The organism is Sphingomonas sp., assembly GCF_030145815.1.
GTDB lineage: Bacteria > Pseudomonadota > Alphaproteobacteria > Sphingomonadales > Sphingomonadaceae > Sphingomonas.
The window spans coordinates 1-26705 of record NZ_JAIXHL010000033.1 but is presented as its reverse complement, the minus strand read 5'-3'; the positions used below and the strand labels follow the sequence as shown (position 1 = coordinate 26705).

Genomic DNA, 26705 nt, shown 5'->3' with positions numbered 1-26705 from the left:
CCTCCGCGGGGCCGCCTCTTTTGGGGGGTCTTGCCTCTCTTCTGATCCACCTCCTCCGCGCCCCCCCCCCCCCGGCGGCGGGGGGGGGGGGGGCCGCGGGCGCCCGCGCGACGGGACTGCGGACAGGCCCCTCTCCCAACCCTCTCCCCTGAAGGGGAGAGGGCTAGAGTGGCTTACGCGTCGGCGGCCATCTTGGCGGCCTTGGCAACGACGTCGTCGATGCCGCCGACCATGTAGAAGGCCGATTCGGGCAGATGGTCATATTCGCCGTTCACGACCGCCTTGAACGACTTGATCGTGTCTTCGAGCTGGACGAACGCGCCCGGGATGCCGGTGAAGACTTCGGCGACGTGGAACGGCTGGCTGAGGAAACGCTGGATCTTCCGCGCGCGGGCGACGGTCAGCTTATCTTCTTCCGACAGTTCGTCCATGCCGAGGATCGCGATGATGTCCTGCAGCGACTTGTACTTCTGCAGGATCGACTGAACGGCGCGGGCGGTTTCGTAATGCTCCTGGCCGACGACGCGGGGTTCCAGAACGCGGCTGGTCGAGTCCAGCGGGTCCACCGCCGGATAGATGCCGAGTTCCGAGATCGCACGGTTGAGAACCGTGGTCGCGTCGAGGTGGGCGAACGAGGTTGCCGGTGCCGGGTCGGTCAAATCGTCCGCAGGGACGTAGACGGCCTGGACCGAGGTGATCGACCCCTTGTTGGTCGAGGTGATGCGCTCCTGCAGCGCGCCCATGTCGGTCGACAGGGTCGGCTGATAGCCCACCGCCGACGGGATGCGGCCGAGCAGTGCCGACACTTCCGCGCCCGCCTGGGTGAAGCGGAAGATGTTGTCGACGAAGAACAGCACGTCCTGACCTTCGACGTCGCGGAAATATTCGGCGATGGTCAGGCCCGACAGCGCGACGCGGGCGCGGGCGCCCGGCGGCTCGTTCATCTGGCCATAGACCAGCGCGACCTTCGACCCTTCGCTGATCGCGTTGCCGTCGGCGTCCTTGGCGATAACGCCGGCGTCGAGGAACTCGTGATACAGGTCGTTGCCTTCACGCGTGCGCTCACCGACGCCTGCGAAGACCGAGGTGCCGCCATGGCCCTTGGCGATGTTGTTGATCAGTTCCTGAATGAGAACCGTCTTGCCCACGCCGGCGCCGCCGAACAGGCCGATCTTGCCGCCCTTAGCGTACGGCGCGAGCAGGTCGATGACCTTGATGCCGGTGACGAGGATCGCGCTCTCGGTCGACTGGTCGACGAACAGCGGGGCTTCGGCATGGATCGGTGCGCGCAGGTCGGTGGCGACCGGGCCGCGCTCGTCGATCGGCTCACCGACGACGTTGAGGATGCGGCCGAGCGTCGCCGGGCCGACCGGAACCTGGATCTGCGCGCCGGTGGCGGTGACTGCCTGACCGCGGGTCAGACCTTCGGTCGAGTCCATCGCGATCGTGCGGACGGTGTTCTCGCCCAGATGCTGTGCGACTTCGAGGACGAGGCGGTTGCCGTTATTGTCGCTTTCGAGCGCCGACAGGATCGCGGGCAGTTCGCCGTCGAAGCTGACGTCGACGACCGCGCCGATGACCTGCGCGATGCGGCCCTGGCCGGCGGCGGCGACGGGTGCCGTGGTGGCGGCGCTATCCGCCTTGGGCTTGGTCGCGCGCGGCTTGCGCGCGGGCTTGTCTGCGGTGGGGGCTGCGGTTGCCATGTTCTTCAAGTCCTTGCTTGGCGAATGCGATCAGGGTTGCGGGGAATTGCCGACCATCGCCTCGGCCGGGGCCGTAGCGGAGGGGCGGCGGAAAGTCACGGTCAGGGTGCGGGCGGCATCGCCCTTGTCGATGGCGATCACGGTCGGCGTGGCGCCGATCATGCCGTCGAACGCCTGTTCCTTGGCGATGGCGTCGAGCGTCTTCTTGTCGTCGATGCCATACTGGAACAGGAAGGCGCGGACGATGTCGGTCAGGCGCTTCTTCGCCGTTTCGGCATTGGCGTCGTCGGTCAGCGATAGCGCGAAGGCGATCGTGTCGATCGCGTCGGCGTCCTGGCCGGTGACGGTCACGGTGCCGGTGTTCGGGTTCTTTGCGTCGGACTGCGACAGCGTGATCGCCGCGCCCTTGGCCGCAAAACCGCTCTGCGCCGCCGCATAGGGGGCGAGGCGATAGCCATATTGGTTGAGGCGACCGATCGTCTCGGTCGGGAAGCCGAACATGCGGTCCGCGCCCTTGAGATCTGCTGCCGCTTCGCGTGCCGCCGCCTCATTCTGCGCAAGCGTCGGCTGCTCGGCAGGCTGCTGGTTGCAGCCCGCGAGCACCACGGTCGCAGTGAGGAGGAGCAACGCGCGCATCTTACAGAGCCTCGGCGCCCGAGATGATCTCGACCAGCTCGGTCGTGATCGCGGCCTGGCGCGCGCGGTTGTACTGGATCGACAGCCGCTTGATCAGGTCGCCCGCGTTGCGTGTGGCGTTGTCCATCGCGGTCATCTTGCTGCCCTGCTCCGACGCGGCGTTTTCACGGATTGCGCGGTAGAGCTGGATCGCAACGTTGCGCGGGAGCAGGTCGGCGAGGATCGATTCCTCGTCGGGCTCGTACTCGGTGACCGCTGCGCCTTCCTCGACAACGGCGACTTCCGGGATCTTGACCGGGATCAGCTGCCGCTCGGTCGGCTCCTGCGTCAGGACCGACTTGAAGTTCGAATAGAACAGGTGCGCGACGTCATACTCGCCCGCTTCGAAGCGGGCGATCAGGTCGTCGGCATAGCCGCGTGCGTCGGCAAAGCCGAGCTTGCCGAGGTCGCCCGGCTCGATCCCGTGGACGAAATTGTTGGGGTAGAGCCGGTTCAGCACCGCGCGGCCCTTGCGACCGATGGTGTAGAACTTGACCGTCTTGCCCTGCGCGATCAGTTCCTGCGCGCGGCGACGCGCCAGACGGGCGATGTTGGTGTTGAACGCGCCGGCCAGACCCTTGTCGCTCGTCGCGACGACGAACAGATGGACCTGATCCTTTCCGGTGCCGGCGAGGAGCGGCGACACGCCGGGGCCGCCCGCGACCTTCGACGCGAGGCTGGCGACGACGCTTTCGAGCCGCTGCGCATAGGGACGCCCGGCCTCCGCCGCTTCCTGCGCGCGGCGCAGCTTGGCGGCGGCGACCATCTTCATCGCCTTGGTGATCTTCTGGGTCGACTTGACCGAGTTGATCCGGACTTTGAGTGCCTTGAGAGAGGCCATGTTCTTCCTTCAACCTCGTCATCCCAGCGAAAGCTGGGATCTCGTGCCACAGGCCGCTCGCTTGCGGCGGGAGACCCCAGCTTTCGCTGGGGTGACGGCTAGTTACGCAAACGTCTTGCCGAATGCGGCGAGCGCGTCCTTGAGCTTCGCCTTGGTGTCGTCGCTCAGATCCTTGCTGTCGCGGATCGCGGCGAGGATGTCGGCGTGCTTCGAACGCATCTCGGCGAGCATCGCGGCCTCGTAGCGGACGACATCGGTCACGGCGACGCTATCGATATAGCCGTTGGTGCCGGCGAAGATCGACACGGTCTGCTCTTCGAACGGCAGCGGGCTGAACTGCGGCTGCTTGAGCAGCTCGGTCAGACGCGCGCCGCGGTTCAGCAGCTTTTGCGTCGAGGCGTCGAGATCCGAACCGAACTGCGCGAACGCGGCCATTTCGCGATACTGGGCGAGCTCGAGCTTGATCGAGCCCGACACCTTCTTCATCGCCTTGGTCTGCGCCGACGAACCGACGCGCGACACCGACAGGCCGACGTTGATCGCCGGGCGGATGCCCGCGAAGAACAGGTCGGTTTCAAGGAAAATCTGGCCGTCGGTGATCGAGATCACGTTGGTCGGGATATAGGCCGACACGTCGCCCGCCTGGGTTTCGATGATCGGCAGCGCGGTGAGCGAGCCCGAGCCATTGTCCTCGTTCAGTTTCGCCGCGCGCTCGAGCAGGCGGCTGTGCAGATAGAAGACGTCGCCCGGATAAGCTTCGCGGCCCGGCGGGCGGCGCAGCAGCAGCGACATCTGGCGATAGGCGACGGCCTGCTTCGACAGATCGTCATAGACGATGACGGCGTGCATGCCGTTGTCGCGGAAATACTCGCCCATCGCGCAACCGGTGTACGGTGCGAGGAACTGGAGCGGGGCGGGGTCCGACGCGGTCGCGGCGACCACGATCGAATATTCCATCGCGCCATTCTCTTCGAGCGTGCGGACGAGCTGTGCGACGGTCGAGCGCTTCTGGCCGACGGCGACGTACACGCAATAGAGCTTCTTGCTCTCGTCCGTGCCGGCGTTGACGGTCTTCTGGTTGATGAAGGTGTCGATGGCGACGGCCGACTTGCCGGTCTGACGGTCGCCGATGATAAGCTCGCGCTGGCCACGACCGACGGGGACGAGCGCGTCGATTGCCTTGAGGCCGGTCTGCACCGGCTCATGCACCGACTTGCGCGGGATGATGCCGGGAGCCTTCACTTCGACGCGCGAGCGCTGGTCGGAGACGATCGGGCCCTTGCCGTCGATCGGGTTGCCAAGGCCGTCCACGACGCGGCCGAGCAGGCCCTTGCCGACCGGCACGTCGACGATGGTGCCGGTCCGCTTGACGACGTCGCCTTCCTTGATCTCCGAGTCCGAGCCGAAGATCACGATGCCGACATTATCGGCCTCGAGGTTGAGCGCCATGCCCTGAACGCCATTGGCGAACTCGACCATTTCGCCCGCCTGGACGTTGTCGAGGCCGTGGACGCGCGCGATGCCGTCACCCACGCTCAGCACCTGGCCGGTCTCGCTGACCTCTGCCTCGGTGCCGAAATTGGCGATCTGGTCCTTGATGACCTTCGAGATTTCTGCGGCGCGGATATCCATGATTCTAGCTTTCAGCCTTTCATCGCATGCGCGAGGGAGTTCAAACGGGTCTTGATCGAGCTGTCGATCATCTGGGAGCCGATCTTCACGACCAGCCCGCCAAGGAGCGAGGGATCGACCGACAGGTCGACATTGACGTCGCGGCCGACGCGGGTGCGCAGCTGCGTCTTGAGTTCGGCGACCTGTGCGGCGTCGAGCGGGTGGGCCGAGGTAACCTGAGCGGTCACTTCGCCGCGATGCTGCGCCGCGAGGGTGCGGAAATCGCGGATCATGCCGGGCAGCGCCGACAGACGGCGATTCTGGGCCAGCACGCCGAGGAAGCGCGTGGTGAGCGGGTCGAGCTTCATCGCGCCCGCCGCTGCAGCAACGCCGCGTGCGGTCTCGTCGCGACCGAGCAGCGGACTCTTGGTCAGCGCCGCAAAGTCGGCCGATTCGGTCAGCGCCTGGGCGACCGTGGCGAGGCTCGATTCGACCGTCGCGATCGCACCGCCCTCGCGCGCCAGATCGAACAGCGCAGTCGCATAGCGACCGCTTAAGCTGGCTTGGATACCGCCGGAATTATCCACGGACGCGTGTTTCCTCTTGGACTCTAGAATGGCCCCATGGGGATTCGGGGGTGTGCCTGTGCGGCACCCCCGATGGGTTGGCGCGCGCCTAGCAAAGGGGGCCAAAGGATGCAACCTGTGTGACCGTGCGATGACGGCGCTGGGTACGCAGCGGGCTTGCCGCAGATCGCGCCGGGTGCGAAACAACTGCCTTCTGAGAGTGCTCAGGGGGGGAATGCCATGCTTCCGATGCCGATCCGCGCGGGAATCGCTGTAGCCGTCGCCAGTCTGCTTGCAACCACCGCCCATGCCGAAAGCGTGCGCATGACCGGGCGCTTTGCTGCGCCCTATCGCGACGCCGCGATGCTCGATTCGCTGCGGGTTGGGCGGATCGGGGGTGAGGACGGGATGCAGCTCGCGCTGGCGATCGAGCGCGCATTGGGGCGACCGGATATCGAGGGGCGGACGCATTTCGATCTGGTCGGCGGACGCGGCGGCGACGCGGACGGGCTGCTGAACGGCAATGTCGTCACCGGGGTTCAGGAAACGAAGTTCAAGCGCAAGGAAAAGGAGTGTGTCGAGCGTGAGGGCGGCAAGCGCGACGGCAAGTGCCTGCGCGAGGAAGAGGTCGAGAAGGACTGCACCCGGCGCGTCATCAATGTGAACGCCGACCTGCGCATGACCGACATCGGCAACCGCGTGGTCTATAGCGTGTCGCATCCGCGGCGTGACGAAGCCAGCTGGTGCCGTGGGCAGACCCCGCCCCGCACGACCGAAGAGGCGATTCGGGGCATGATCATCGACATCGCCGAGGCGGTGCGCCGTGACATCGTGCCGTCGGTCGAGCTCTATTCGATCCGCTTCCGTGAGAGCACCCGCGGCCTGCCCAAGCCGTTGGAGCGGCCGTTCAAGGATATCGTCAAGCAAACTCAGCGCGACCTGCCCGCCGCGTGCGCAGCCTGGGCCGCGATGGACGCGCAGGCGCCGAACCACCCGTCGATCACCTTCGACCTTGGCCTGTGTGCCGAATCGGCGGGCGACTATGACAAGGCGCTGGTGCTGTATCGCCGTGCCGCGCCGCTGATCGGGCGGGGGACGAACGAGGCGACGGCGGGGGCGGAGCGGATCGCGCGCCTGATCGCCGGGCGGGACGATGAAGCCGCGCGGCGCCGCGGACGCGGGCCGGGGCGGCGGTGAAGCCGCTGTAAAAGCGACTCGATTTCGACCGGAACTGCGCTAGCATCGCGCCATGAAATCGATCCTGATCGCCGGCCTGCTTGCCGCCATCGCCACCCCTGCCGCCGCTCAACACCGCTTTCGCGTGGGGACGGTGGAGTTCACGACCGCGCTGCCGGCGGGCTATTGTGCGGCAGAAGGCAGCAATGCGGCTGTCGCCCAGATGGTCGCGGCTTCCGACAATCGCAATGTCACGCATCTGACCACCCTGTCGTGCGACGCCGACAAGGCGTGGAAGGACTATTTCATCCTCAAGACGCCGAACGAATTGCTGGCCGTCAGCACCAATACGACAGAGCTTCAGCAGGCGGTCGGGCCGGTGCTCAAGGCGGCGCAGTCCGGTGGCGAAAACGACGAGGCGTCGAAGAGCGTTTCGCGCACCATGGGCAGCCCGGTCCAGATCAAGGGCGAGGTCCGCGGCTATGGCCAGGATGCGCACTGCCTTTACCTGGGTGCGGTGCTCGACATGGCGGCGCCGGAGAAGGGCATCAGCTATACGCTGGCGATGAGCGGCTGCATGACGGTCGTGTCGGGGAAGGTCGTGACGATCTATCGCTATGCGCCCGGCACCACCGATGCCGATGTCCGCAAGCTGATGCCGTCGGTGCTGGAGTTCGCCAAGGCGATCAAGCCGGTCGCCGCTGCCAACTGATCCGCTCCCCCCGGTCGGGCCGGGAGGAGCGGGGATCGGTTACCCGCGGCGCTGGCCTTGGCCGCCGCCGCTGCGCTGGCTGCCGCCGGCACCGGCGGGACGCGGGGTGAACTTCTTCTTGCGCGGGCCGTAGAAGCGCGGCTTGTCGCCGGCTCCGGCGCCTTCACCACCACCGCGCGGAGCGGCGGTGCCGAGCGTTTCGCGACGATCGCCAGCGGGATTGCCGCGCGGGCCGCGGTCGCGCTGTGCAGCGCGGTGATGGGCGTTGCGGTCAGCCATCGTGCGGCCGTTGCGGCCGTTCATCTCGTCGCGGCTCATCGGGATCGGGCCGCGGCTCGACTTGATGCGGGCGGATTCGGCGAGGAAATCCTCGGGCAGCGGCTGGATCGTCACCTTCTGGCGGATCAGCTTTTCGATGTCGCGCAGGTACGGCCGCTCGTCATCGGCGCAATAGCTGATGGCGATGCCGGTCGCGCCCGCGCGCGCCGTCCGCCCGATGCGGTGGACATATTGGTCCGGCACGTTGGGCAGTTCGAAGTTGAACACATGGCTCACCCCCGACACGTCGATGCCGCGCGCGGCGATGTCGGTCGCCACCAGGATCTTGACCTTGCCCGACTTGAACTCGCCCAGCGCACGCTCACGCTGCGGCTGGCTCTTGTTGCCGTGGATCGCGTTCGCCGCGATGCCGCTGGCGGCCAGCAGCTTCACGACGCGGTCGGCGCCATGCTTGGTGCGGGTGAAGACCAACGCGCGGTCGATGCTCTCGTCGCGCAGCGCGATCGTCAGCAGCGACTGCTTCTCGCTCTGGTTCACATGGGTCACGAACTGCTCGACACGCTCGGCGGTGGTGGCGACGGGGGTCACCTTCACCTCGACCGGGTCCTTGATGAACTGGGTCGCGAGGTCGCGGATGCTCTTGGGCATGGTGGCCGAGAAGAACAGGGTCTGGCGCTTGCCGGGCAGCTCGCGGACGATGCGCTTCAGCGCGTGGATGAAGCCCAGGTCCATCATCTGGTCGGCCTCGTCCAGCACCAGGATTTCGATGCCGAGCAGGATCGCATAGCTTTGTTCGATCAGGTCGACGAGGCGGCCCGGGGTCGCGACGACGATGTCGACGCCGCGCGCCAGATCGGTCTTGTTCTTGTGGATCGAGGTGCCGCCGAACACGGTCGCGACGCTGAGCTTGGTGCCCTTGCTATACTGGCGCGCGCTGTCGGCGATCTGGCTGGCCAGCTCGCGCGTCGGGGCGAGGACGAGCATGCGGCAGCCGCGCGGCTGCGCCCGCTTGTTCGACGCGACGAGACGCTCGATCGAGGGGAGCATGAACGCGGCGGTCTTGCCGGTGCCGGTCTGGGCGATGCCGAGCAGGTCGCGGCCTTCGAGCAGCGCCGGGATCGACTGCGCCTGGATCGGGGTCGCGGTGGTGTAGCCCTTTGCCGACAGCGCAGCCAGCGTGGTCTCGGACAGGCCGAGGGTCTTGAATTCAGTCATGGAATCTCTTTGCAATACGGCCAGCGCGCATGCGGAATGCGCGCGCGCAGGCGGGTCAAAAAATTGACGACCCGCGTGATTTGGGAAGCCGAGCAATCAACCGAGGCGGAGCCAGGGGCCGGATATTCCGGCGACCCGATCACGCTGCATAACGCCTCGCTGCGGCGCGATATGGCAGCAGGGCTGACATAAGTCAAGGTTCGGGCGGCGGCGCGGAAGTTTACACTGGCTTTACACTATCGCGCTGTGCGGCGCGGTTCGGGTGGGGCCGGGGACTGTCGCGAACCTGACGACGTTACGCGGAACGCGGTTCATCCTGTCAGCTTTGGGCGGGGCTGGCGCGGGGGACGCGGGGCGAGCCGGACAAAACTGACAACTATGCGCGTGTGTCACGCGGCGTGTCAGCTTCGCGCGAAGGACAGCGCAGGTCCGGCGGCGGGGCGATCGACGGGGTCAAAGAGCGGTCGGAATGCGACCGGGGGATGAGAACATATCGGGTCCAACATTGCAAGGGGGGGATCCCCATCTCGGTATTCGGGAAAGGCAAGTTTTAGAGGGCAACGTGCAGATAGCGCCATCAACGCGGCAGAGTCGACGATCAAGTCGGAACCGGACTACACATAGCATATGAAAATGCTCAAGCGAATCTTTGGCAGCGCCGATATAGCGGCAGACCAATCACTTGCTCGGCCGGACGGCTCTGCCGATGAGACAGTGATGAGTCTTACAGTCCAAGTCGATCGGCCGATCAAAAATGTCGCCGAGGACATGTTCGATCGCGCCTCATTCGCCAAGCAGGTCGCAGAGACCATTTCGCGCCGAGGTGACCCGTCGAGCCTTGTTATTGGCATCTATGGGCCATGGGGCGACGGGAAAACGTCAACGCTTGCAATGGTCAAAGAATATCTAGAGCCGCGTGCTGATGTGCTCTCCATGGACTACAACCCCTGGTTTTACGGCGACAGCACGGAAGCCATCACCCGTAGCTTCTTTCAGTCCATCAAGAACAAGCTGGAAAAAAGTGGCTGGTTCTCCAAGGAGAATATCGGTGAAATCATGGCGACGTATGGAAAAGCGATCCCCCAAGTCGGCGATGCGTTACAGGGAGTCGGGGAGGCTATCACCACCGAAGCGCTAGTCGAAACACGCGACAAGGTGGGTGGAATCCTTCGTAAGTACGGCAAGAAGATCGTGATTTTCATCGACGACATCGATCGGCTCGATCGCCGGGATATCCAGACTTTATTCAAGCTGGTGCGATTATCCGGCGATTTCGATCATACGACCTACGTTCTGGCCTTTGACGACGTGATCGTTTCGGAGGCTTTGGGTGAGGCATATGGCACCGGTGATCCATTGGCCGGACGTCGTTTCCTCGAAAAAATAGTGCAGGTGCCGCTCCACCTTCCTCCTGCGCGTTCCGACAAATTGCGTGACCTGATGTTCGCGGCTTGTGACCGCGTCATTGCCGAGAGTGGCATTAAACTTAGCGAGTCAGATGGTCCGGAGCTGGGCCATGCTTTGATCGAGGCTTTCGGCGCCGCACTGAGGACGCCACGGCGAGTGAAGCTATTCGACAACGCGATCAGCTTTGCGGTGCCTATCCTCAAGGGTGAGGTGCGCGTTGTCGATCAAATCCAGATTGAAGCACTGAGAGTCTTTTACCCAACGGTGTATGATGCAGTCCGTGCCAACCCTGATCATGTACTGAAATCACAAGGCCGGCGTCAAATGCAGGGAAATAATGATATCTCGATGATCAGCGTTTCAATTGATAAGCTGGAGGCTGGTGATAGGGAAAAGGAGGCTATCAGGTACTTTCTGAATAATCTTTTCCCGCGAATTGGGCAAGTCGAATATGGAGAGGGCTGGGACGAAATCTGGGCAAATGAGAAGCGTATCTGTAGCGCGGATTATTTCAGGCGCTACTTTACATACGCTATTCCTACGGGCGACATGCCTGACCGCGCAATTGATGCTTTGCTTGAACAGGCGTCGGCATGCGACGAAGAGGGCGTCGGCGCCGCCCTCGACGATGCGTTCGAGAAAAACTCCGCAGAGATTCTGATCAGAAAATTGCGCCGCCATGAGGTGACGTTGGCGCTGACCGCTGCCCCAACCTTGAGCTTGGCGCTTGCCAAGCGGGCCTCCAAAATTCCTGTCTCGCGAGACATCATATTTGGGACTTTCGTGTTTTCCCAAGCCGCCATCTTTATTTGCCAACTCGCGTTCCGCATGGAGGCAGCCGAGCAAGACGCCATTATCGCGGACGCCGCAGAACACTCCGACTCCCTCTCATTCATAAGCGAACTTTTAAGGTGGAGCCGTGTGCGAACGACGGAACATGCGGATCGCGGCTTCCTCACGCCGGAGAGACGGCACCCTATCGCGGCAATTTTGGCAAAGCGCTTCTTCGAAGCTTCTGATAAAAGCAACCTCATTGAGTGCGCTGAAGATCGGTTTGGTGAATTAGTATTTGCTATCCTTCGAGATGGTGACGAGGCGACGAGGCAGCTTATACTGGATCGGCTTTCAACTTTTTTGGAAGCAGAATCCAAGAATGCAATCTTGCTTTTAAAAGGTCTGGGGGGGAGGTCGCAGGGTGGAGATGGCGTTATTAGGCCGTCAGAGTTCACGACGGAAACTTACCAGTCGCTCTCGAAAATACTGGATCCCGATCGCGTGTATGCACAGCTACGTGCCGTCTATGGTGCTGAACTCGACGCGGTAACCTGGGAGGAAAATTGGGGCGGGACGTATGACGTGGACCGTCGAATCGCCAATCAATTCTCATTTGTCCACCGTCAATCTGGGCAGGAAGCGGGTACGGATCAATAGGCCGATGCTTGGGTGTCCTCTCCTTTAATGAGTGTGTCGTGCCGCGTCATTTGGAGGTAGATGGACTAGATATCCCGTCTCCTTGCGGCGCCGTGCAATAGCGGGCAGCCCACTCCAGACCAAAATGTCGCTCCCCCTCACCCCGCAGCCTTAGCCAACCCCCGCGAAATCTGCAGCGCTGCGTTCAGCCGTGCCTTTGGCGTCGCGAACGCGCGGGCCACGACCAGTTTCATGTCCGGGCGCAATTTCGCGGTGCCGTCGAGGCGTTCGACATAGGCCATCAGGCCTTCAACGCTGGGGAACTTGTCCTCGTGGAAGGTGACGAGGGCGCCCTTGGGGCCGACGTCGATCTTGGCGATGCAGGCGCGTTTGGCGTTCAGCTTGGCTTCGATCAGGGTGAGGAGGTTTTCGGTTTCCTCGGGCAGCTTGCCGAAGCGGTCGATCATCTCGGCGGCGAATTCGTCAATGCCGCGCTTGTCCTCGACCTCGTTCAGGCGGCGGTAGAGGCCCATGCGCAGGTCGAGGTCGGGGACGAAGGTTTCGGGGATGAGGATCGGGGCGTCGACGGTGATCTGGGGCGACAGGTCGCGCGGGCGGGCGTCGTCGCGGATGCCGCCGGCCTTGGCGTCCATGATCGCCTCTTCCAGCATCGACTGGTAGAGTTCGTAGCCGACTTCCTTGATGTGCCCGGACTGTTCGTCGCCGAGCAGATTGCCCGCGCCGCGAATGTCGAGATCGTGGCTGGCGAGCTGAAACCCTGCGCCGAGGGAGTCGAGGTCGGAGAGGACCTTGAGGCGCTTTTCCGCGCCCTCGGTCATCAGCCGCTGGGGCGCGGTGGTCATATAGGCATAGGCGCGGGTCTTGGCGCGCCCGACGCGGCCGCGCAGCTGATAGAGCTGGGCGAGGCCGAAGCGGTCGGCGCGGTTGACGATCATCGTGTTGGCGCTGGGGATGTCGAGGCCGGATTCGATGATGGTGGTGGAGACGAGCACTTCGTACTTCTTGTCGTAGAAGGCGGACATGCGCTCCTCGACCTCGCTCGGCGCCATCTGGCCGTGGGCGACGACGTAGCGGACTTCGGGCACGTCCTCGCGCAGGAACTTCTCGATATCGGGCAGGTCGGCGATGCGCGGGGTGACGAAGAAGCTCTGCCCGCCGCGATAATGTTCGCGCAGCAGGGCTTCGCGCAGGACCACCGGGTCCCACGGCATGACATAGGTGCGCACCGCGAGGCGATCGACCGGCGGGGTCTGGATGACGGACAGTTCACGCAGGCCCGACATCGCCATCTGCAGCGTGCGCGGGATCGGCGTGGCGGTGAGGGTGAGCATGTGGACGTCGGTCTTGAGCGCTTTCAGCCGTTCCTTGTGCGTGACGCCGAAGCGCTGTTCCTCGTCCACGATGACGAGGCCGAGGCGCTTGAACTCGACGCCCTTGGCAAGGACGGCGTGGGTGCCGACGACGATGTCGATGGTGCCGTCGGCGAGGCCGTCCTTGGTCGCCTTGGCCTCGCCCGCGGGGACGAGGCGGGAGAGGCGGCCGATCTGGATCGGGAAGCCTTCGAAGCGGGCGACGAAGTTGGTGTAATGCTGGCGCCCGAGGAGTGTGGTGGGGCAGACGACGGCGACCTGCATGCCCGCCATGGCCGCGACGAAGGCGGCGCGCAGGGCCACCTCGGTCTTGCCGAAGCCGACATCGCCGACGACGAGGCGGTCCATCGGCTTGCCGGCGGAGAGGTCTTCGAGCACGTCGCCGATGGCGCGGTCCTGATCGTCGGTCTCCTGAAAGGGGAAGCGATCGACGAAGACGGGGTAGCTGCCGGGATCGGTCTCGACGATGTCGGCGGGGCGGAGCGCGCGCTTGGCGGCGGTGGCGATGAGTTCACCCGCGATTTCGCGGATGCGCTCCTTCATCTTGGCCTTGCGCCGCTGCCACGCTTCGCCGCCGAGCCGGTCGAGGGTCGCGGCCTCTTCGGAGGAACCGTAGCGGCTGAGGACCTCAAGGTTCTCGACCGGAACGTAGAGCTTGTCGCCGCCGGCATAGGAGAGCGCGACGCAGTCGTGCGGTGCCTGTTGCACCGGGATTTGCGTGAGCCCTTCGTAGCGGCCGATGCCGTGTTCGATATGCACGACGAGGTCGCCGGGGGAGAGGGTGGCGAGTTCGGCGAGGAAGGCGTCGGTTGATTTCTTGCGCTTGTTGCGGCGGACCAGGCGGTCGCCAAGCATGTCCTGTTCGGTCAGCAGCGCGATGTCGGGCGAGGTGAAGCCGTGGTCGAGCGGGAGGACGATGAGGGCGACGGACGAGGCGGCGATGCCCAGCGCCTCCTGCCAGCTGTCGGCCGGGCGGGTGTCGGTGACGCCGTGATCCTTGAGCAGCCCGGCGAGGCGGTCGCGGGAGCCGTTGGAGTAGCTGACGAGGATGGGCTTTTTCGACGCGATGCGCAGGCCGGACAGGTGCGCGGCGACGGCGTCGTAGATGTTGCTCTGAGCCGCGCGTTCGGGGGCGAAGTCGCGCGGGCCGTCGACGTTGAAGTCGAGGACGGTGGCGGATTCGGGCTCGTGGAACGGGGTGGCGAGGTGGGCGCGGGCGGATTTGAGGCGCGTCTCCCACTCGGCGGGGAGGAGATAGAGCTGGTCGGTGCCGAGCGGGCGGTAGCTGCCGGCGTCGGTCGATTGGGCGCGGACGCGGTTGGCCTGATAGTCGGCGATGGCCTCGAAGCGGGACTCCGCGGCGCCCGCTTCGCCGGAGTCGCGCACGATCACCGCGCCGTCGGGCAGGTGGTCGAACAGGGTTTCCATCCGCTCTTCGAACAGGGGCAACCAATGCTCCATCCCGGCGAGGCGGCGGCCCTCACTGATCGCCTGATAGAGCGGGTCGCCGGTGGCGGTGGCGCCGAACTTCTCGCGGTAGCGGGTGCGGAAACGCTTGATCGTGTCTTCGTCGAGCAGGGCTTCGCTGGCGGGGAGCAGGGTGAAGCCGTCGACGCGGCCGGTGGTGCGCTGATCGGCGGGGTCGAAGGTGCGGACGCTTTCGATCTCGTCGCCGAAGAAATCGAGCCGGAGCGCCTGCTCCGCGCCGCTGGGGTAGAGGTCGACCAGGCCGCCGCGCACGGCGAACTCGCCGCTGTCGTGGACGGTGTCGGTGCGGACATAGCCGTTGGAGGAGAGCAGGGTGGCGAGCTTGTCGAGCGAGATGCGCTCGCCGGGTGCCAGGCGCGCGGTCATCTGGCGGATGCGGAACGGGGTGAGGGTGCGCTGGGTCGCGGCGTTGACGGTGGTGAGGATGAGGCGCGGGCCGGTCGGCTTTGCCTGGAGCGCGGCGAGGGCGGCCATGCGTTCGGCCATGACGCGCAGCGTGGGGCTGGCGCGGTCATAGGGAAGGCAGTCCCAGGCGGGGAACTGAATGACCTCAAGCTCCGGCGCGAAGAAGGGCGCGGTGCCGGCGATGGCGCGCATCGCGGATTCGTCCGGGGCGATGTAGACCGCGCCTGGGGGACAAGCCCGCGCGAGGTCGGCGAGCAGCCAGGGGAGGAAGCCCGTGGGGACGCCGGCGAGGGTCAGCGGGGTCTTGGCGGAGAGGATGCGGTTGAGGTCGGGCATGGCGGTTGAGGTGCAAACAAACCCGCTCGTGCTGAGCTTGTCGAAGCACCGTCCTTGTTCTGAGCGGTGGAGAAGAAAGACGGCCCTTCGACAAGCTCAGGGCGAGCGGGGGGTCATTTCGAAATCGGGACGTAATCCAGGGACTTGAGGTCATCCATCATCGGCCCTTGCCAGCGCTCAGGCGTGGGTTCGGTTCCCATGGCCCAGGCCATGATGTCGACGTCCTGTTCCTCCATCAGGTCCTCGAACCAGGCGACCTGATCTTCGGTCCAGCCGGCCGAGCGCGCGTCGTAGAAGCCGCCGAGCATCAGGTCGGCTTCCTTGACGCCGCGATGCCAGGCGCGGAAGCGGAGGCGTTTGAGGCGGGTTTCCAGATCCATCTTCATCCAACGCAGATTGGCCGACGGCGCTTTTGCGCGCAGTCGGCTGGGTGTAGGGAGGCAGATAAACATGCGACCCGATATCCTCAACCCGCTCTTCGCCGAAGTCACGTCGCTGAAAGGCGTGGGGCCGCAGCTGGCCAAGCCGTTGGAGCGGCTGGGGCTGGCGCGGGTGGTGGATGTCGCGTTCCATTTGCCGAGCGGATATATCGACCGGTTGCCGCGCGAGGAGCTGGATCAGGCCGATGTCGGGCGGACGATCGCGATCCAGCTGACCCCGGTGAATTACCGCATGAGCGGGAGTGCGCGGGCGCCGGCGCGGGTCGAGGCGACCGATGCGCGCGGCAATTATGTGACGCTCGTTTTCTTTGGCGGGAATAGCGGCTGGGCGAAGAAGCAGCTGCCGCTGAACGAGGCCAAATGGGTGTCGGGGCGGCTGGACCAGTACGGCCAGGAATTGCAGATCGTGCATCCCGAGATCGTCGCGCTGAGCGAGCCGCGGCCGGGCGGGCGGGAGGCGATCTATCCGCTGTCGGAGGGGATGACGTCGAAGCGGCTGGCGGATTTCGCCGCGCAGGCGGTGGCGCGCGCGCCCGAGCTGCCCGAATGGATCGAGCCGAGCCTGAAGGACCGCAAGGGCTGGCCCGACTGGCGTAAGGCGCTGGCCGCGATCCATGCCGATCCGGCGGATGCCAAGGCGCGCGACCGGCTGGCCTATGACGAGGTGTTCGCGAATCAGCTGGCGCTGATGCTGGTGCGCGGGGCGGCGCGTGCGAAGAAGGGACGGGCGCTGGCGGGGGACGGACGGCTGCGCGATGCGCTGAGGCTGCCCTACACGCCGACGGGGGCGCAGGCGCGGACGATCCGGGAGATCGAGGGCGACATGGCGCAGCCGCGCCCGATGCTGCGGCTGCTGCAGGGCGATGTCGGTGCGGGGAAGACGCTGGTCGCGGCGATGGCGCTGCTGATCGCGGTCGAGGCGGGGGCGCAGGGGGCGATGCTGGCGCCGACCGAGATTCTGGCGCGGCAACATTATGAGACGCTGCGCAAACTGTTCGCCGGGCTGGGCGTCGAGATCGCGATCCTGACCGGGCGCGACAAGGGGCGGGTGCGTGAGGCGACGTTGATGGGGGTTGCCGATGGATCGATCGACATCCTGATCGGCACGCATGCGATCTTTCAGCAGGGGGTCGCGTATCGCGACCTTGGCCTCGTCGTGGTGGACGAGCAGCACCGCTTTGGCGTGGCCGAGCGGATGATGTTGCAGGCCAAGGCGAAGACCGCGCCGCATCTGCTGGTGATGACCGCGACGCCGATCCCGCGCACGCTGCAGCTCGCGACGCATGGCGAGATGGACGTCAGCAAGCTTGACGAGATGCCGCCGGGCCGCCAGCCGATCGAGACGAGCGTGATCAGCGAGGAGCGGATCGAGGAGATGGTCAACGGCCTCGCGCGGCATCTGTCGGGCGGGGGGCAGGCCTATTGGGTGTGCCCGCTGGTCGAGGAGAGCGAGAAGACCGACCTTGCCGCCGCCGAGGCGCGGGCGGAGGCGTTGCGCGCGCGGTTCGGGGATCGCGTGGGCCTTGTCCACGGCCGGATGAAGGGGCCGGAAAAGGACGCGGTGATGGCGCGCTTTTCGTCAGGCGAACTTGGCGTGCTGGTCGCGACGACGGTGATCGAAGTCGGGGTCGATGTGCCCAACGCGACGCTGATCGTGATCGAGGCGGCGGACCGGTTCGGGCTGGCGCAGCTCCACCAACTGCGCGGCCGGGTCGGGCGCGGCGGTGGGCGGTCGGTGTGCGTGCTGCTGCGCGGGGGGACGTTGAGCGAGACGTCGCGCGCGCGGCTGGCGCTGATGCGTGAGACCAATGACGGGTTTCGCATTGCCGAGGAGGATCTGCGGCTGCGCGGCGCGGGCGAGATGCTGGGGACGCGGCAATCGGGGGAACAGACGTTCCGCCTCGCCCCGCCGGAGAAGTTCGCCGAGCTGATCGCGGCGGCGACCGACGACGCGCGGCTGCTCGTCGATCGCGATGGCGGGCTGGACGGGGAGCGCGGGCAGGCGGCGCGGGTGGCGCTGTATTTGTTTGAGCGCGATGCGGCTGTTGGGTTGTTGCGGGCGGGGTAGGGGGCTGGAACGGACATGAATAGAGTGCGGAAATTGCGCTCACCTGCGCTTTCGATTGACCTGCAAAGACTCATCAATCTCCCAAGCTCCGTCCTTCTTCACCAGCCGCGCAACCAGATACGAGTTCATGCTCCAGTAGCGGACGGTGAACTTGCACATGATTGTCGGTAGTTCTCCCGGCTGCACTTCATCGCAGATCACGTCAGAAACGCCCATTATGCGCTGAGAACTGACCATCGTTAGGGAGCCGGGATCTTCTTCGGCTGCTTGCGCGGAAATGGCAAACACCATGGCATGGTCTCGACTTCGCACCGCCGAAATGAGCGCTTTATCGTCTGGGCAAAACTCCGCAGATGCACAGCGCGCCATCCCGAGAACCATCAGAGCGAGCATAGGTCGACCTTCCGTGCTTCCACGGACCGGATGATGGCAGAATTAATGTCGGGGTTCTATCCGCTAGCAACTATCGTCACCCCGGCCTTGGGCCGGGGTCCACCGGGAGGCGGGCGTGCGGCTTGAGGCTGGAGCGCTGCGCTTGGGGAGGGGTGGACCCCGGCACGGGGGCCGGGGTGACGATGGGGGTTTGGCGGGTGGTGTAATCGATCCTCCCCCGCCAGGGGGAGGTGGCGCCGAAGGCGACGGAGGGGGAGGACGGCTGTGGCCTCACCTCTTGATCCGATACCCTTCCTCCCCCTCCGTCACGCTTGCGCGTGCCACCTCCCCCTGGCGGGGGAGGATTGGGAGGGCGCGCGGTCTCGGTGAGACTGAGCCGCGGCACCCCAACCCCTCCCCTGAAGGGGAGGGGCTAAGCTAGGATCACCCCGCCTTGAGCATCTGCGCGAGCAGCTCGTAGCAGCTCGCCAGATCGACCGCGCTGTCGAAGCTCACGCCGATGCGGCCGCCGAGCGACCAGCGGATTTCCGCCGGGATCGCGCCGACCACCGGTAGCATGACGCGCAGGCGGTCGCCCTCGGCGAACTCATGCTCGCAGCGAGCCATCAGTCCGTGGGGGGAGACGTTGACGATCAGCAGCGTGTGCGGCTGGGCGTCGGGGCCGAAGGCGCGGGCGCGGAAATGGACTTCGTCGCGCGTCGTGGTGCGGCGGTCGCTGTCGGCTGCGGTGGCGCGCACGATGGATGAGAACTGGTAACTCACACTGGACCCCGCCGACTCGTGGTTCAATGTCAGATTGGGTAGGGCGCAGGGCGTAAACAGCTCCGCAACCGGATTGGTTACCAGTGGTTACTTACGTATTCTTACGGGGGTGTGATCACTCGGCGCGGAGCAGGCCGTGATGCTTCTTGCCGGACGACACACGCACCTCCGCCGCGCCGACGGTGACGGTCGCGGCTTCGTCGCTGACCTTCTCGCCGTCGATCCGTGCGCCGCCGCCCTTGATCAAGCGGCGGGCCTCACCCTTCGACGCGGCAAAGCCGAGGCCGACGAGTGCGTCGACGACGGTGATCTCGCCGCTGACCGACAGGGTCGGGAGCGCGTCGCCCGAGGCACCTTCCTCGAAGGTCTTGCGCGCGGTTTCCTCGGCAGCGAGCGCGGCGTCGCGGCCGCGGCACATGGCGGTGGCTTCGGTGGCGAGGATCTTCTTCGCCTCGTTGATCTCGGCGCCTTGCAGCGTTTCGAGCCGGGCGATTTCATCCAGGGGCAGGTCTGTGAACAGGCGCAGGAAGCGGCCGACATCGCGGTCGTCGGTGTTGCGCCAGAACTGCCAGTAATCGAAGGCGGGCAGCGCGTCTTCGTTGAGCCACACCGCGCCCGACATGGTCTTGCCCATCTTGCCGCCGTCGGCCGTGGTGATCAGCGGGGTGGTGACGCCGTACACTTCGGTCCCGTCGACGCGGCGCGAGAGTTCGATGCCGTTGACGATGTTGCCCCACTGGTCCGACCCGCCCATTTGCAGGCGGCACCCGGCGCGGCGCGACAGCTCCAGGAAGTCATAGCCCTGGAGGATCATGTAGTTGAATTCGAGGAACGACAGCGATTGTTCGCGGTCGAGGCGCAGCTTGACCGAGTCGAAGCTGAGCATGCGGTTGATCGAGAAATGCTTCCCGATGTCACGCAGGAACGGGATATATTCGAGCTTGTCGAGCCAGTCGGCATTGTCGACCATCACCGCGTCGGTCGGGCCGTCCCCGAAGGTCAGGAACTTGGCGAACACGGTCTTGATCGACGCGATGTTGAACGCGATGACCTCGTCCGTCATCAGCTTGCGCGCTTCGTCCTTGAAGCTCGGGTCGCCGATCTTGCCGGTCCCGCCGCCCATCAGCACGATCGGCTTGTGCCCGGCCTGTTGCAGGCGGCGCAGCAGCATGATCTGGACGAGGCTGCCGACGTGGAGCGAGGGCGCGGTGGGGTCGAAACCGATATAGCCGGGCACGATCTGCTTGGCGGCCAGCGCGTCGAGCGCAGTGGCGTCGGTGACCTGGTGGATATAGCCACGGTCGGACAGGGTGCGGAGCAGATCGGATGCGTATTCGGTCATGGTGGCGGCGCGTGTAGCCGAGGTCGCGGGTTGAGTCATCTGTTGGCTGGCGAGGTTCGTTGACGCGGGGACGGGGCTTCGACAGGCTCAGCCCAAACGGAGTGAGGGATGATGCGCCACAATCTGATTTGCCACCCCGCAACACCTGCAAGCAAGGTCGATACCGTCTATGTGGACCTGTATCAGCAGGCGTCCGGCGCATTGTGGCTCGAATATCACGTGGCGCCCTCCGACACGCTGATCGTGCCGCAGTTTGCCGATCCGGTGCGGGCAGATGGCTTGTGGAAGACCACGTGCTTCGAGCTGTTCGCGCAGCCCAACGGTGGCGACACATATTTCGAGTTCAATTTCTCCCCATCGTTTGAATGGGCGGCTTACGCGTTCGACGGCTATCGTTCGGGAATGCGGGAGCTGCCCTGCGATGATCCTGAGATCGCGGTGACCCCTGCACCTTCATTTTTTGTGTCGGTAGAGGCGATGCCTGAGCTTCCCTTGGTGCCAATGCGGATCAACCTCACCGCCGTCATCGAAGAAGCCGACGGCACCAAATCCTATTGGGCATTGGCGCATCCGGCGGAAAAGCCCGATTTTCATCACCCCGATGGCTTTGTCCTTGAGCTGAGTCCGCCGGTGTAAGCGGTGGCGATGCGGGGTCGCACGAAATAGATTCACCGCATAACTGTTATTGACATGAACAATTTCAGATGTGAGTAATATCGCACCGACGATCGCCAAGAATCGCGGGCTGAAAAAAGGGGAGTGTGATGATGGGTCGAGGGACTTCGCGCGCGCATAGCCGCGCTGCATCCAGCATCGCCGCGGTTGCGGCATTTTTGAGCTTTAGCGCAGCCGTGCCGGCGCTGGCGCAGGATACGGCGGAAGAGGCGACTCCGGCGGCGGAGGGCGAAATTCTCGTCACTGCGCGGCGCCGTGAGGAGAGCCTGCAGGATACGCCGGTCGCCATCTCCGCGTTCAGCGCCGAGACGTTGCAGGAACGCCAGATCACGCAGACGCAGGACCTGGAGCGGATCACGCCGAGCCTGCAGTTCAAGCCCGCCGGTCAGCTGTCGGGCAACAGCGCGTCGTCGGTGGTGTTCATCCGCGGTGTGGGTCAGGTCGATCCGACCGCCGCAGTCGATCCGGGCGTCGGTGTTTATCTCGACGAAGTCTATCTGGGCCGCGCCGTCGGCGGGGCGATCGATTTCGGCGATATCGCCGGCGTCGAAGTGCTGCGCGGGCCGCAGGGGACGTTGTTCGGTCGCAACACGATCGGTGGCGCGATCCTGGTGCGGACGCAGCAGCCCAAGCTGGGCGAATTCAGCGGCCGGGCGCGGGTGCGCGGCGGCGGCGAGAATCTGATCGAGGGCTTTGGCGTCGTCAACGTGCCGCTGGGCACGACCGCAGCGGCGCGCGTGTCGGGCGGCTTCCGCAAGCGCGATGGCTATGTGATCCGCGCGGTCGATGGCCTGGACCTGGGTAACGAGAACCGCTTCTCGCTCGCTGCGTCGCTGCTGTGGGAGCCGTCCCCGGACTTCGACCTGTTCCTGCGCGCCGATTACAGCAAGCAGGACGAGAATGGCGCGCCGTTCACCTTTGCGGGTATCAACGAACAGGCGCCGGTCGCCGCGATCGCCAGCGTTGCGGCGGGCTGCCCCGGCGCGACGATCCCGTTCGCGCCGTTGGTCCCCGGCGACCCGCGCTTCGGTGCGCCGAACGTGCCGATGACCAACGACATCCGCTGCGCCAACGATCTGCAGGCGCGCGGGCCGTTCGTGAATGGCGGCACCGCGCCGGTCGAGAGCAATTCGGAAGTGTGGGGCATCGGCGCGACCGCCAATATCCGCCTGACCGATATCGCGTCGGTCAAGCTGATCACATCGTATCGTGAGACCGAATCGCGCGGCATTCGCGACGGCGACAACACGCCGCTGCTGCTGATCACCACCGATGTCGCCGCGCAATCGGCGCAGTTCAGCCAGGAAGTCCAGCTTCAGCTCGATTTCGGCTCGGTCAATGCGATCATCGGCGGCTATTATTTCAACGAGGTCACCGACGAGCGTGCGACCGTGCCACTCGCCTTCCCGCCGTCACCGCCGGTGATCGGATCGCTGCTGGCGGGCGGGCCGGGGTCGCGCGACCTTCAGGTTTCGCGGCTCAAGACCGATTCGGTTGCGGTGTTCGGTGAGCTGGCGTGGAACATCACCGACGCGCTCGAGATCAGCGGCGGCCTGCGCTACACCAGCGACCGCAAGAATTATCGCGGGACGGTGCTGAACCTGTTCCCCGCGACCCTGCCCGACCCCAATCCGCTGCCGACGCTGGCGACATCACAGGGCGGGCCGCTGTTCATCTTTAGCCGCCCGTTCCAGCAGGATTTCTCGGCGCTGACCGGTTCGGCGAGCATCCAGTATCGCTGGAACGACGCGATCAGCACCTATGCGTCCTACGCCAAGAGCTTCAAGTCGGGCGGCTATAACACCCGCTACAACGCCGCGCCCGCCGGCAACCTGCCCGTGCCGTTCGCGGAGGAGAGCGTCACCAGCTACGAGATTGGCGCCAAGACCAATATCGGGCGGCTGCGCTTGAACCTCGCCGCGTTCCAGGCCGAGTATCAGGACATTCAGCTGATCTTCCGCCAGGGCGTGGTGCCGTTGCTGTTCAACGCGGGTGAGGCGCGCATTCGCGGGCTGGAGGCCGAGGCGAGCCTGCGCACCAGCTGGGGCCTGACCTTCGACGCCGGGATCAGCATTCTCGACGACAAGATCAAGAGCATCACCCCGGTGCCGGGCGCGACTGCGACGGTGACGCCGAACGACGACCTGCCCTTCACCCCGGACATGCAGGCCAATTTCGGCATCGCCTATGCGATCCCGCTGGGTGGCGACATGACGCTGACGCCGCGCGTCGATGGCAGCTACCAGTCCAAGATCACCTTCATCACCGGGAGCATTCCGCTGATCGAGGAAGATGGCTATTTCGTCGGCAATGCCTCGCTGACGCTCAAGCTCGGCAACGGGATCGAGGTTAGCGGCGGCGTCAACAACCTGCTCGACGAGCGCTACCTGATCCAGGGCAACGCGTCGCTGGCAACGCTGGGTTACGCCGAGCGGATCTTTGCCCGCCCGCGCAGCTGGTATGTGCAGGTGGCGGCTTCGTTCTGATCGGCTGAAGGACGAAGAAGCGGCGGCTCGGGCGACCGGGCCGCCGCTTTGCGTCAGCGGGCGGTGGCCGCGGCAATCGCGGTGGGGACGACGATCGCATCCTCGGCCAACCCGGTCGCTTCGCGGCCATGCTGTTCCATTGCCCGCGTCCGGGCGCGCCAGGTGAGGTAGGTGGCGACCGCCGCCGTCGCCCCGGCCGCAGCCGCGCCCGCCCAGCGCTGTCGTTTCGGCGCGACCAGCGCGCCGGCAATGGCGGCGTTGAGGATGCGGACCGCCACGGCGGGGGCACCGATGCGGTCGGGCGCGTCGGGATGCTTGTCGCCGACCAGTTCATAGACGGCGAGCGCCGTCGTTCCCGCCGACACCAGCGGGTGCGCGAGCAGATCCGGTGCGGCGCCGGCTCTGCGCAGCTTGCCCGTGCGCGCGGCATTGGCGACCACTGCCAGCGGGGTCATGGCACGGGCTCCGGCAACGGCGCCAAGCAGGATCGATCGCAGCATTTTGACAATTTTCCCAGTGTTCTGCCCGTCCAACGGCTGGACCGGGGCTTGGGTCCGTCGTGCAGCACGAATGGCGATTGCGTTGCGGGACAAGGTTCGGCACCTGAAGGGCCATGAACTTCGGTATCGACCGGCTGCTTGCCGACCCCGCTTTGCTCAACCAACTCAAGGGCCGTCGCGTGGCGCTGCTCGCGCATCCCGCGTCGGTGACTGCGGACCTGACGCACAGCGTCGATGCGCTGGTCGCGGCGGGGCTCACCGTATCCGCGATGTTCGGGCCGCAGCATGGCGTACGCGGCGATCTGCAAGACAATATGATGGAATCGCCGGACTATACCGATCCCACTTACGGGATGCCGGTGTTCAGCCTCTATGGCGAGGTGCGGCGACCGACCGGCCAGTCGATGCACACCTTCGACGTGATCCTGATCGACCTGCAGGATCTGGGCTGCCGCATCTACACCTATGTCACGACCCTGCTCTACATGCTCGAAGCCGCGGCCGAGCATGGCAAGGAAGTGTGGGTGCTCGACCGGCCCAACCCGGCGGGCCGCCCGGTCGAGGGGCTGACGCTGCTGCCAGGGTGGGAGAGTTTCGTCGGCGCGGGGCCGATGCCAATGCGGCATGGCATGACGCTGGGCGAGATGGGCGCGTGGTTCATCGATCACTTCAAGCTCGACGTCGCCTATCGTGTGATCGAAATGCAGGGCTGGGCGCCCGACGCCGCGCCGGGGTTTGGCTGGCCGCCCGAGCGGGTGTGGATCAACCCGAGCCCCAATGCCGCCAATGTCAACATGGCGCGGGCCTATGCCGGGACGGTGATGCTGGAAGGCACGACGCTGTCCGAGGGGCGCGGGACGACGCGCGCGCTGGAGCTGTTCGGCGCGCCGGATATCGACGGCAAGGCGGTGATCGCCGAAATGCGCCGCATTTCGCCGGAATGGACCGCAGGCTGCACGCTGCGCGACTTCTGGTTTCAGCCGACCTTTCACAAGCATGTCGGGCAGCTATGCAGCGGCGTGTTCATTCACGCCGAGGGGCTGGGGTACGACCATGAAGCTTTCCACCCGTGGCGGTTGCAGGCTTTGGGGTTCAAGGCGATCCGGTCGCTCTATCCGGATTACGATCTGTGGCGCGATTTTCCGTATGAGTATGAGTTCGAGAAACTGGCGATCGATGTGATCAATGGCGGGCCGGGGCTGCGGGAGTGGGTTGATGATGCGGGCGCGGCGCCGGGCGATCTCGATGCGGCGGCCGGGGCGGACGAGGCTGCTTGGGTGGAGATGCGGAAGGGATTCCTGCTCTACTAATGCTATTCCTCCCTTGCGCAGCAGGGGAGGGGGACCGCCGCCGCAGGCGGTGGTGGAGGGGCGGCCGCGCAGACGGCCGTGAACGGTTCGGCAAAACTCCGCCCTCTGCGAGGGCGGCCCCTCCGTCAGCGCTGCGCGCTGCCACCTCCCCCAGCAAGCTGGGGGAGGATTTCTGCCCCTTCCCCCGCCGAATCAATTCGCCTAACCGGATCAACATGCTGGCGGGGCTGATCTTTGCGACGGAGGATGCGGGCGATCGTGCGGGGGTGCTCGCCGCGACGCTGCCGTTTGGCGGCATGACGCTGCTTGAGTATCAGGCGCGGCTGCTGGTTGGCGCGGGTGCGGGGCATATTCTGGTCGCGGTCAGCCGGGTCACCCCGGCCTTGCTCGGCGCGGTCAGCCGTGCGGCCAAGCGCGGCGTTCCGGTCGATATCGTGCGCTCCGCAGCAGAAGCGGCGGCGCGGGTGCATCCGCTGGCGCATGTCGTGGTGGTCGCCGACGCGCTGGTCACCACCGACGATGTGATCGATCGCATGGCGGGCGAGGGCAAGGACGCGATCCTGGTGACGCAGGATCCCGCCGCGTCGCTCGAGCGGATCGACGCGCGCAATTGCTGGGCGGGCGTGGCGCACACCCCGGCGCGGCGGATCAAGGATATCGCCGACTTTCCGCCGGATTATGATTTCCAGTCGACGCTGTTGCGCGCGATCGTGCAGGCGGGGGCGGAGCAGGTGCCACTGTCGGCGGGCGCGGTGCGCGCCGGGCATGGCGTGGAGCGCGAGGGCGCGGCGCTGGCGAGCCGCAGCAATGCGGTGCTGGCGGCGCTGACCGAACGGCGGACGAGCTGGGCCGACCGCCACGTGTTCACGCGCGTCGCGCGCTGGGTGCTGCCCAAGGTGGTCGAGAAGGGCATTCCCGCCTGGCTGTTGATGGCGGGGGGTGCCGCGACCGGGGCGGGAGCGGTCGCATTGATCGCGTTCGGCTATGCCTGGGGCGCGGGGGTCGCGATCCCCGGCGTGGCGGCGCTGGCGACCGGAGCGGCGCTGTCGGCGCTGCGCGGCGAGGAGAAGCGCGCACTGCTGCAGGAAGCGCTGATCGGCGCGATCGTCGGTGCGGTGGTGGGCGCGCTGGGGTTGGGCGAACTGCAGCTCGACAAGACGCTCGACGGGACGATCCTGGCGCTGGTCACCATCGCCGCGACCGCGATTGCCGAGCGCAGCCAGGCGGTGATCCGGCGCTGGTGGGGCAGCCCGGCGGCCTATCTCTTGCTGGTCACGCCGTTTGCGATTGCCGACCGGGTGAGCTGGGGCTTGGCGTTGATTGCGATTTACGCATTCGCGACGCTTGCCGCAGCGGTTGAGAGCAGGCGGGAAAAGCCTTAGGGCGACCTTAACAGGCCGTTGACGTAGTCGCCTTTTCGGCGGCGGGGCTCAATGTTCGCCAGCAGAGGCGGCGATGAGCAGGATGCCTGCTTGGCCTGCCGCCTGGCCGATGAAGGCAAAGAGCAGCGTGTT

The 26705-nt window shown here is 65.6% G+C and carries 20 protein-coding genes; 8 read left to right on the top strand and 12 right to left on the bottom strand.

Annotated elements, in window-relative coordinates; translation table 11 throughout:
- Positions 1 to 173: 173 nt before the first annotated feature.
- From atpD to KYX69_RS20470, 5 genes are all read right to left on the bottom strand, one after another.
- The gene (atpD, locus tag KYX69_RS20490) at positions 174 to 1703 is read right to left on the bottom strand and encodes a F0F1 ATP synthase subunit beta (protein ID WP_300500963.1); all 1530 of its coding nucleotides are present in this window, start codon (positions 1701 to 1703) and stop codon (positions 174 to 176) included.
- Positions 1704 to 1733: 30 nt separating this feature from the next.
- Positions 1734 to 2339 (bottom strand): hypothetical protein, encoded by a 606-nt coding sequence (locus tag KYX69_RS20485; protein ID WP_300500960.1) that lies wholly within the window; start codon positions 2337 to 2339, stop codon positions 1734 to 1736.
- Position 2340: 1 nt separating this feature from the next.
- Positions 2341 to 3219 (bottom strand): F0F1 ATP synthase subunit gamma, encoded by an 879-nt coding sequence (locus tag KYX69_RS20480; RefSeq protein WP_300500956.1) that lies wholly within the window; start codon positions 3217 to 3219, stop codon positions 2341 to 2343.
- A 102-nt stretch (positions 3220 to 3321) separates the two neighbouring features.
- Positions 3322 to 4851, bottom strand: a complete 1530-nt coding sequence (gene atpA / locus KYX69_RS20475) for a F0F1 ATP synthase subunit alpha (protein ID WP_300500953.1) — start codon at positions 4849 to 4851, stop codon at positions 3322 to 3324.
- An 11-nt stretch (positions 4852 to 4862) separates the two neighbouring features.
- Positions 4863 to 5417 carry a F0F1 ATP synthase subunit delta gene (locus KYX69_RS20470; RefSeq protein WP_300500950.1) on the bottom strand — a complete coding sequence of 185 codons (555 nt, stop codon included), beginning with the start codon at positions 5415 to 5417 and terminating at the stop codon, positions 4863 to 4865.
- A 219-nt stretch (positions 5418 to 5636) separates the two neighbouring features.
- Here KYX69_RS20470 and KYX69_RS20465 point away from each other — a divergent pair, with 219 nt between their 5' ends.
- On the top strand, positions 5637 to 6593 hold the full coding sequence (locus KYX69_RS20465; RefSeq protein ID WP_300500947.1) for a hypothetical protein: 957 nt from the start codon (positions 5637 to 5639) through the stop codon (positions 6591 to 6593).
- A gap of 52 nt (positions 6594 to 6645) precedes the next feature.
- The gene (locus KYX69_RS20460) at positions 6646 to 7284 is read left to right on the top strand and encodes a hypothetical protein (RefSeq protein ID WP_300500944.1); all 639 of its coding nucleotides are present in this window, start codon (positions 6646 to 6648) and stop codon (positions 7282 to 7284) included.
- 39 nt (positions 7285 to 7323) lie between these two features.
- On the opposite strand, the gene KYX69_RS20455 is transcribed toward KYX69_RS20460, so the two are convergent.
- On the bottom strand, positions 7324 to 8778 hold the full coding sequence (locus KYX69_RS20455) for a DEAD/DEAH box helicase (protein WP_300500941.1): 1455 nt from the start codon (positions 8776 to 8778) through the stop codon (positions 7324 to 7326).
- A 627-nt stretch (positions 8779 to 9405) separates the two neighbouring features.
- Here KYX69_RS20455 and KYX69_RS20450 point away from each other — a divergent pair.
- Positions 9406 to 11616, top strand: a complete 2211-nt coding sequence (locus KYX69_RS20450) for a P-loop NTPase fold protein (protein WP_300500938.1) — start codon at positions 9406 to 9408, stop codon at positions 11614 to 11616.
- Positions 11617 to 11753: 137 nt separating this feature from the next.
- On the opposite strand, the gene mfd is transcribed toward KYX69_RS20450, so the two are convergent.
- Positions 11754 to 15215 carry a transcription-repair coupling factor gene (mfd, locus tag KYX69_RS20445; RefSeq protein ID WP_300500935.1) on the bottom strand — a complete coding sequence of 1154 codons (3462 nt, stop codon included), beginning with the start codon at positions 15213 to 15215 and terminating at the stop codon, positions 11754 to 11756.
- Between the two features lie 113 nt (positions 15216 to 15328).
- Positions 15329 to 15595, bottom strand: a complete 267-nt coding sequence (locus KYX69_RS20440; RefSeq protein WP_300500965.1) for a succinate dehydrogenase assembly factor 2 — start codon at positions 15593 to 15595, stop codon at positions 15329 to 15331.
- A 70-nt stretch (positions 15596 to 15665) separates the two neighbouring features.
- Here KYX69_RS20440 and recG point away from each other — a divergent pair, with 70 nt between their 5' ends.
- A complete protein-coding gene (recG, locus tag KYX69_RS20435) occupies positions 15666 to 17723 on the top strand; it encodes an ATP-dependent DNA helicase RecG (protein WP_300500932.1) in 2058 nt (685 codons plus the stop codon).
- A gap of 39 nt (positions 17724 to 17762) precedes the next feature.
- On the opposite strand, the gene KYX69_RS20430 is transcribed toward recG, so the two are convergent.
- The 3 genes from KYX69_RS20430 to tyrS form a co-directional block, all read right to left on the bottom strand.
- The gene (locus KYX69_RS20430) at positions 17763 to 18116 is read right to left on the bottom strand and encodes a hypothetical protein (RefSeq protein WP_300500929.1); all 354 of its coding nucleotides are present in this window, start codon (positions 18114 to 18116) and stop codon (positions 17763 to 17765) included.
- A gap of 423 nt (positions 18117 to 18539) precedes the next feature.
- Positions 18540 to 18878, bottom strand: a complete 339-nt coding sequence (locus tag KYX69_RS20425; protein WP_300500926.1) for a PilZ domain-containing protein — start codon at positions 18876 to 18878, stop codon at positions 18540 to 18542.
- Between the two features lie 115 nt (positions 18879 to 18993).
- Entirely contained in the window at positions 18994 to 20220 is a 1227-nt protein-coding gene (tyrS, locus tag KYX69_RS20420) for a tyrosine--tRNA ligase (protein ID WP_300500923.1), read from the bottom strand.
- A 111-nt stretch (positions 20221 to 20331) separates the two neighbouring features.
- On the opposite strand from tyrS, the gene KYX69_RS20415 reads away from it, so the two are divergent.
- A complete protein-coding gene (locus KYX69_RS20415) occupies positions 20332 to 20856 on the top strand; it encodes a DOMON-like domain-containing protein (RefSeq protein WP_300500920.1) in 525 nt (174 codons plus the stop codon).
- 197 nt (positions 20857 to 21053) lie between these two features.
- Positions 21054 to 23381: a TonB-dependent receptor gene (locus KYX69_RS20410; protein WP_300500917.1), complete on the top strand. Its 2328-nt coding sequence runs from the start codon at positions 21054 to 21056 to the stop codon at positions 23379 to 23381.
- Between the two features lie 53 nt (positions 23382 to 23434).
- On the opposite strand, the gene KYX69_RS20405 is transcribed toward KYX69_RS20410, so the two are convergent.
- On the bottom strand, positions 23435 to 23881 hold the full coding sequence (locus tag KYX69_RS20405) for a DUF4126 family protein (protein WP_300500915.1): 447 nt from the start codon (positions 23879 to 23881) through the stop codon (positions 23435 to 23437).
- 113 nt (positions 23882 to 23994) lie between these two features.
- Here KYX69_RS20405 and KYX69_RS20400 point away from each other — a divergent pair, with 113 nt between their 5' ends.
- Together KYX69_RS20400 and KYX69_RS20395 are read left to right on the top strand one after the other, a co-directional pair.
- On the top strand, positions 23995 to 25191 hold the full coding sequence (locus KYX69_RS20400; protein WP_300500912.1) for a DUF1343 domain-containing protein: 1197 nt from the start codon (positions 23995 to 23997) through the stop codon (positions 25189 to 25191).
- A gap of 215 nt (positions 25192 to 25406) precedes the next feature.
- The gene (locus tag KYX69_RS20395) at positions 25407 to 26573 is read left to right on the top strand and encodes a hypothetical protein (RefSeq protein WP_300500909.1); all 1167 of its coding nucleotides are present in this window, start codon (positions 25407 to 25409) and stop codon (positions 26571 to 26573) included.
- Positions 26574 to 26705: the final 132 nt, after the last annotated feature.

Bases quoted from the DNA above. Each gene is read 5' to 3' on its own strand.
- atpD (WP_300500963.1), bottom strand. From the start codon at position 1,703: ATGGCAACCGCAGCCCCCACCGCAGACAAGCCCGCGCGCAAGCCGCGC.
- KYX69_RS20485 (WP_300500960.1), bottom strand. From the start codon at position 2,339: ATGCGCGCGTTGCTCCTCCTCACTGCGACCGTGGTGCTCGCGGGCTGC.
- KYX69_RS20480 (WP_300500956.1), bottom strand. From the start codon at position 3,219: ATGGCCTCTCTCAAGGCACTCAAAGTCCGGATCAACTCGGTCAAGTCG.
- atpA (WP_300500953.1), bottom strand. From the start codon at position 4,851: ATGGATATCCGCGCCGCAGAAATCTCGAAGGTCATCAAGGACCAGATC.
- KYX69_RS20465 (WP_300500947.1), top strand. From the start codon at position 5,637: ATGCTTCCGATGCCGATCCGCGCGGGAATCGCTGTAGCCGTCGCCAGT.
- KYX69_RS20460 (WP_300500944.1), top strand. From the start codon at position 6,646: ATGAAATCGATCCTGATCGCCGGCCTGCTTGCCGCCATCGCCACCCCT.
- KYX69_RS20455 (WP_300500941.1), bottom strand. From the start codon at position 8,778: ATGACTGAATTCAAGACCCTCGGCCTGTCCGAGACCACGCTGGCTGCG.
- KYX69_RS20450 (WP_300500938.1), top strand. From the start codon at position 9,406: ATGAAAATGCTCAAGCGAATCTTTGGCAGCGCCGATATAGCGGCAGAC.
- mfd (WP_300500935.1), bottom strand. From the start codon at position 15,215: ATGCCCGACCTCAACCGCATCCTCTCCGCCAAGACCCCGCTGACCCTC.
- KYX69_RS20440 (WP_300500965.1), bottom strand. From the start codon at position 15,595: ATGGATCTGGAAACCCGCCTCAAACGCCTCCGCTTCCGCGCCTGGCAT.
- recG (WP_300500932.1), top strand. From the start codon at position 15,666: ATGCGACCCGATATCCTCAACCCGCTCTTCGCCGAAGTCACGTCGCTG.
- KYX69_RS20430 (WP_300500929.1), bottom strand. From the start codon at position 18,116: ATGCTCGCTCTGATGGTTCTCGGGATGGCGCGCTGTGCATCTGCGGAG.
- tyrS (WP_300500923.1), bottom strand. From the start codon at position 20,220: ATGACCGAATACGCATCCGATCTGCTCCGCACCCTGTCCGACCGTGGC.
- KYX69_RS20415 (WP_300500920.1), top strand. From the start codon at position 20,332: ATGCGCCACAATCTGATTTGCCACCCCGCAACACCTGCAAGCAAGGTC.
- KYX69_RS20405 (WP_300500915.1), bottom strand. From the start codon at position 23,881: ATGCTGCGATCGATCCTGCTTGGCGCCGTTGCCGGAGCCCGTGCCATG.
- KYX69_RS20400 (WP_300500912.1), top strand. From the start codon at position 23,995: ATGAACTTCGGTATCGACCGGCTGCTTGCCGACCCCGCTTTGCTCAAC.
- KYX69_RS20395 (WP_300500909.1), top strand. From the start codon at position 25,407: ATGCTGGCGGGGCTGATCTTTGCGACGGAGGATGCGGGCGATCGTGCG.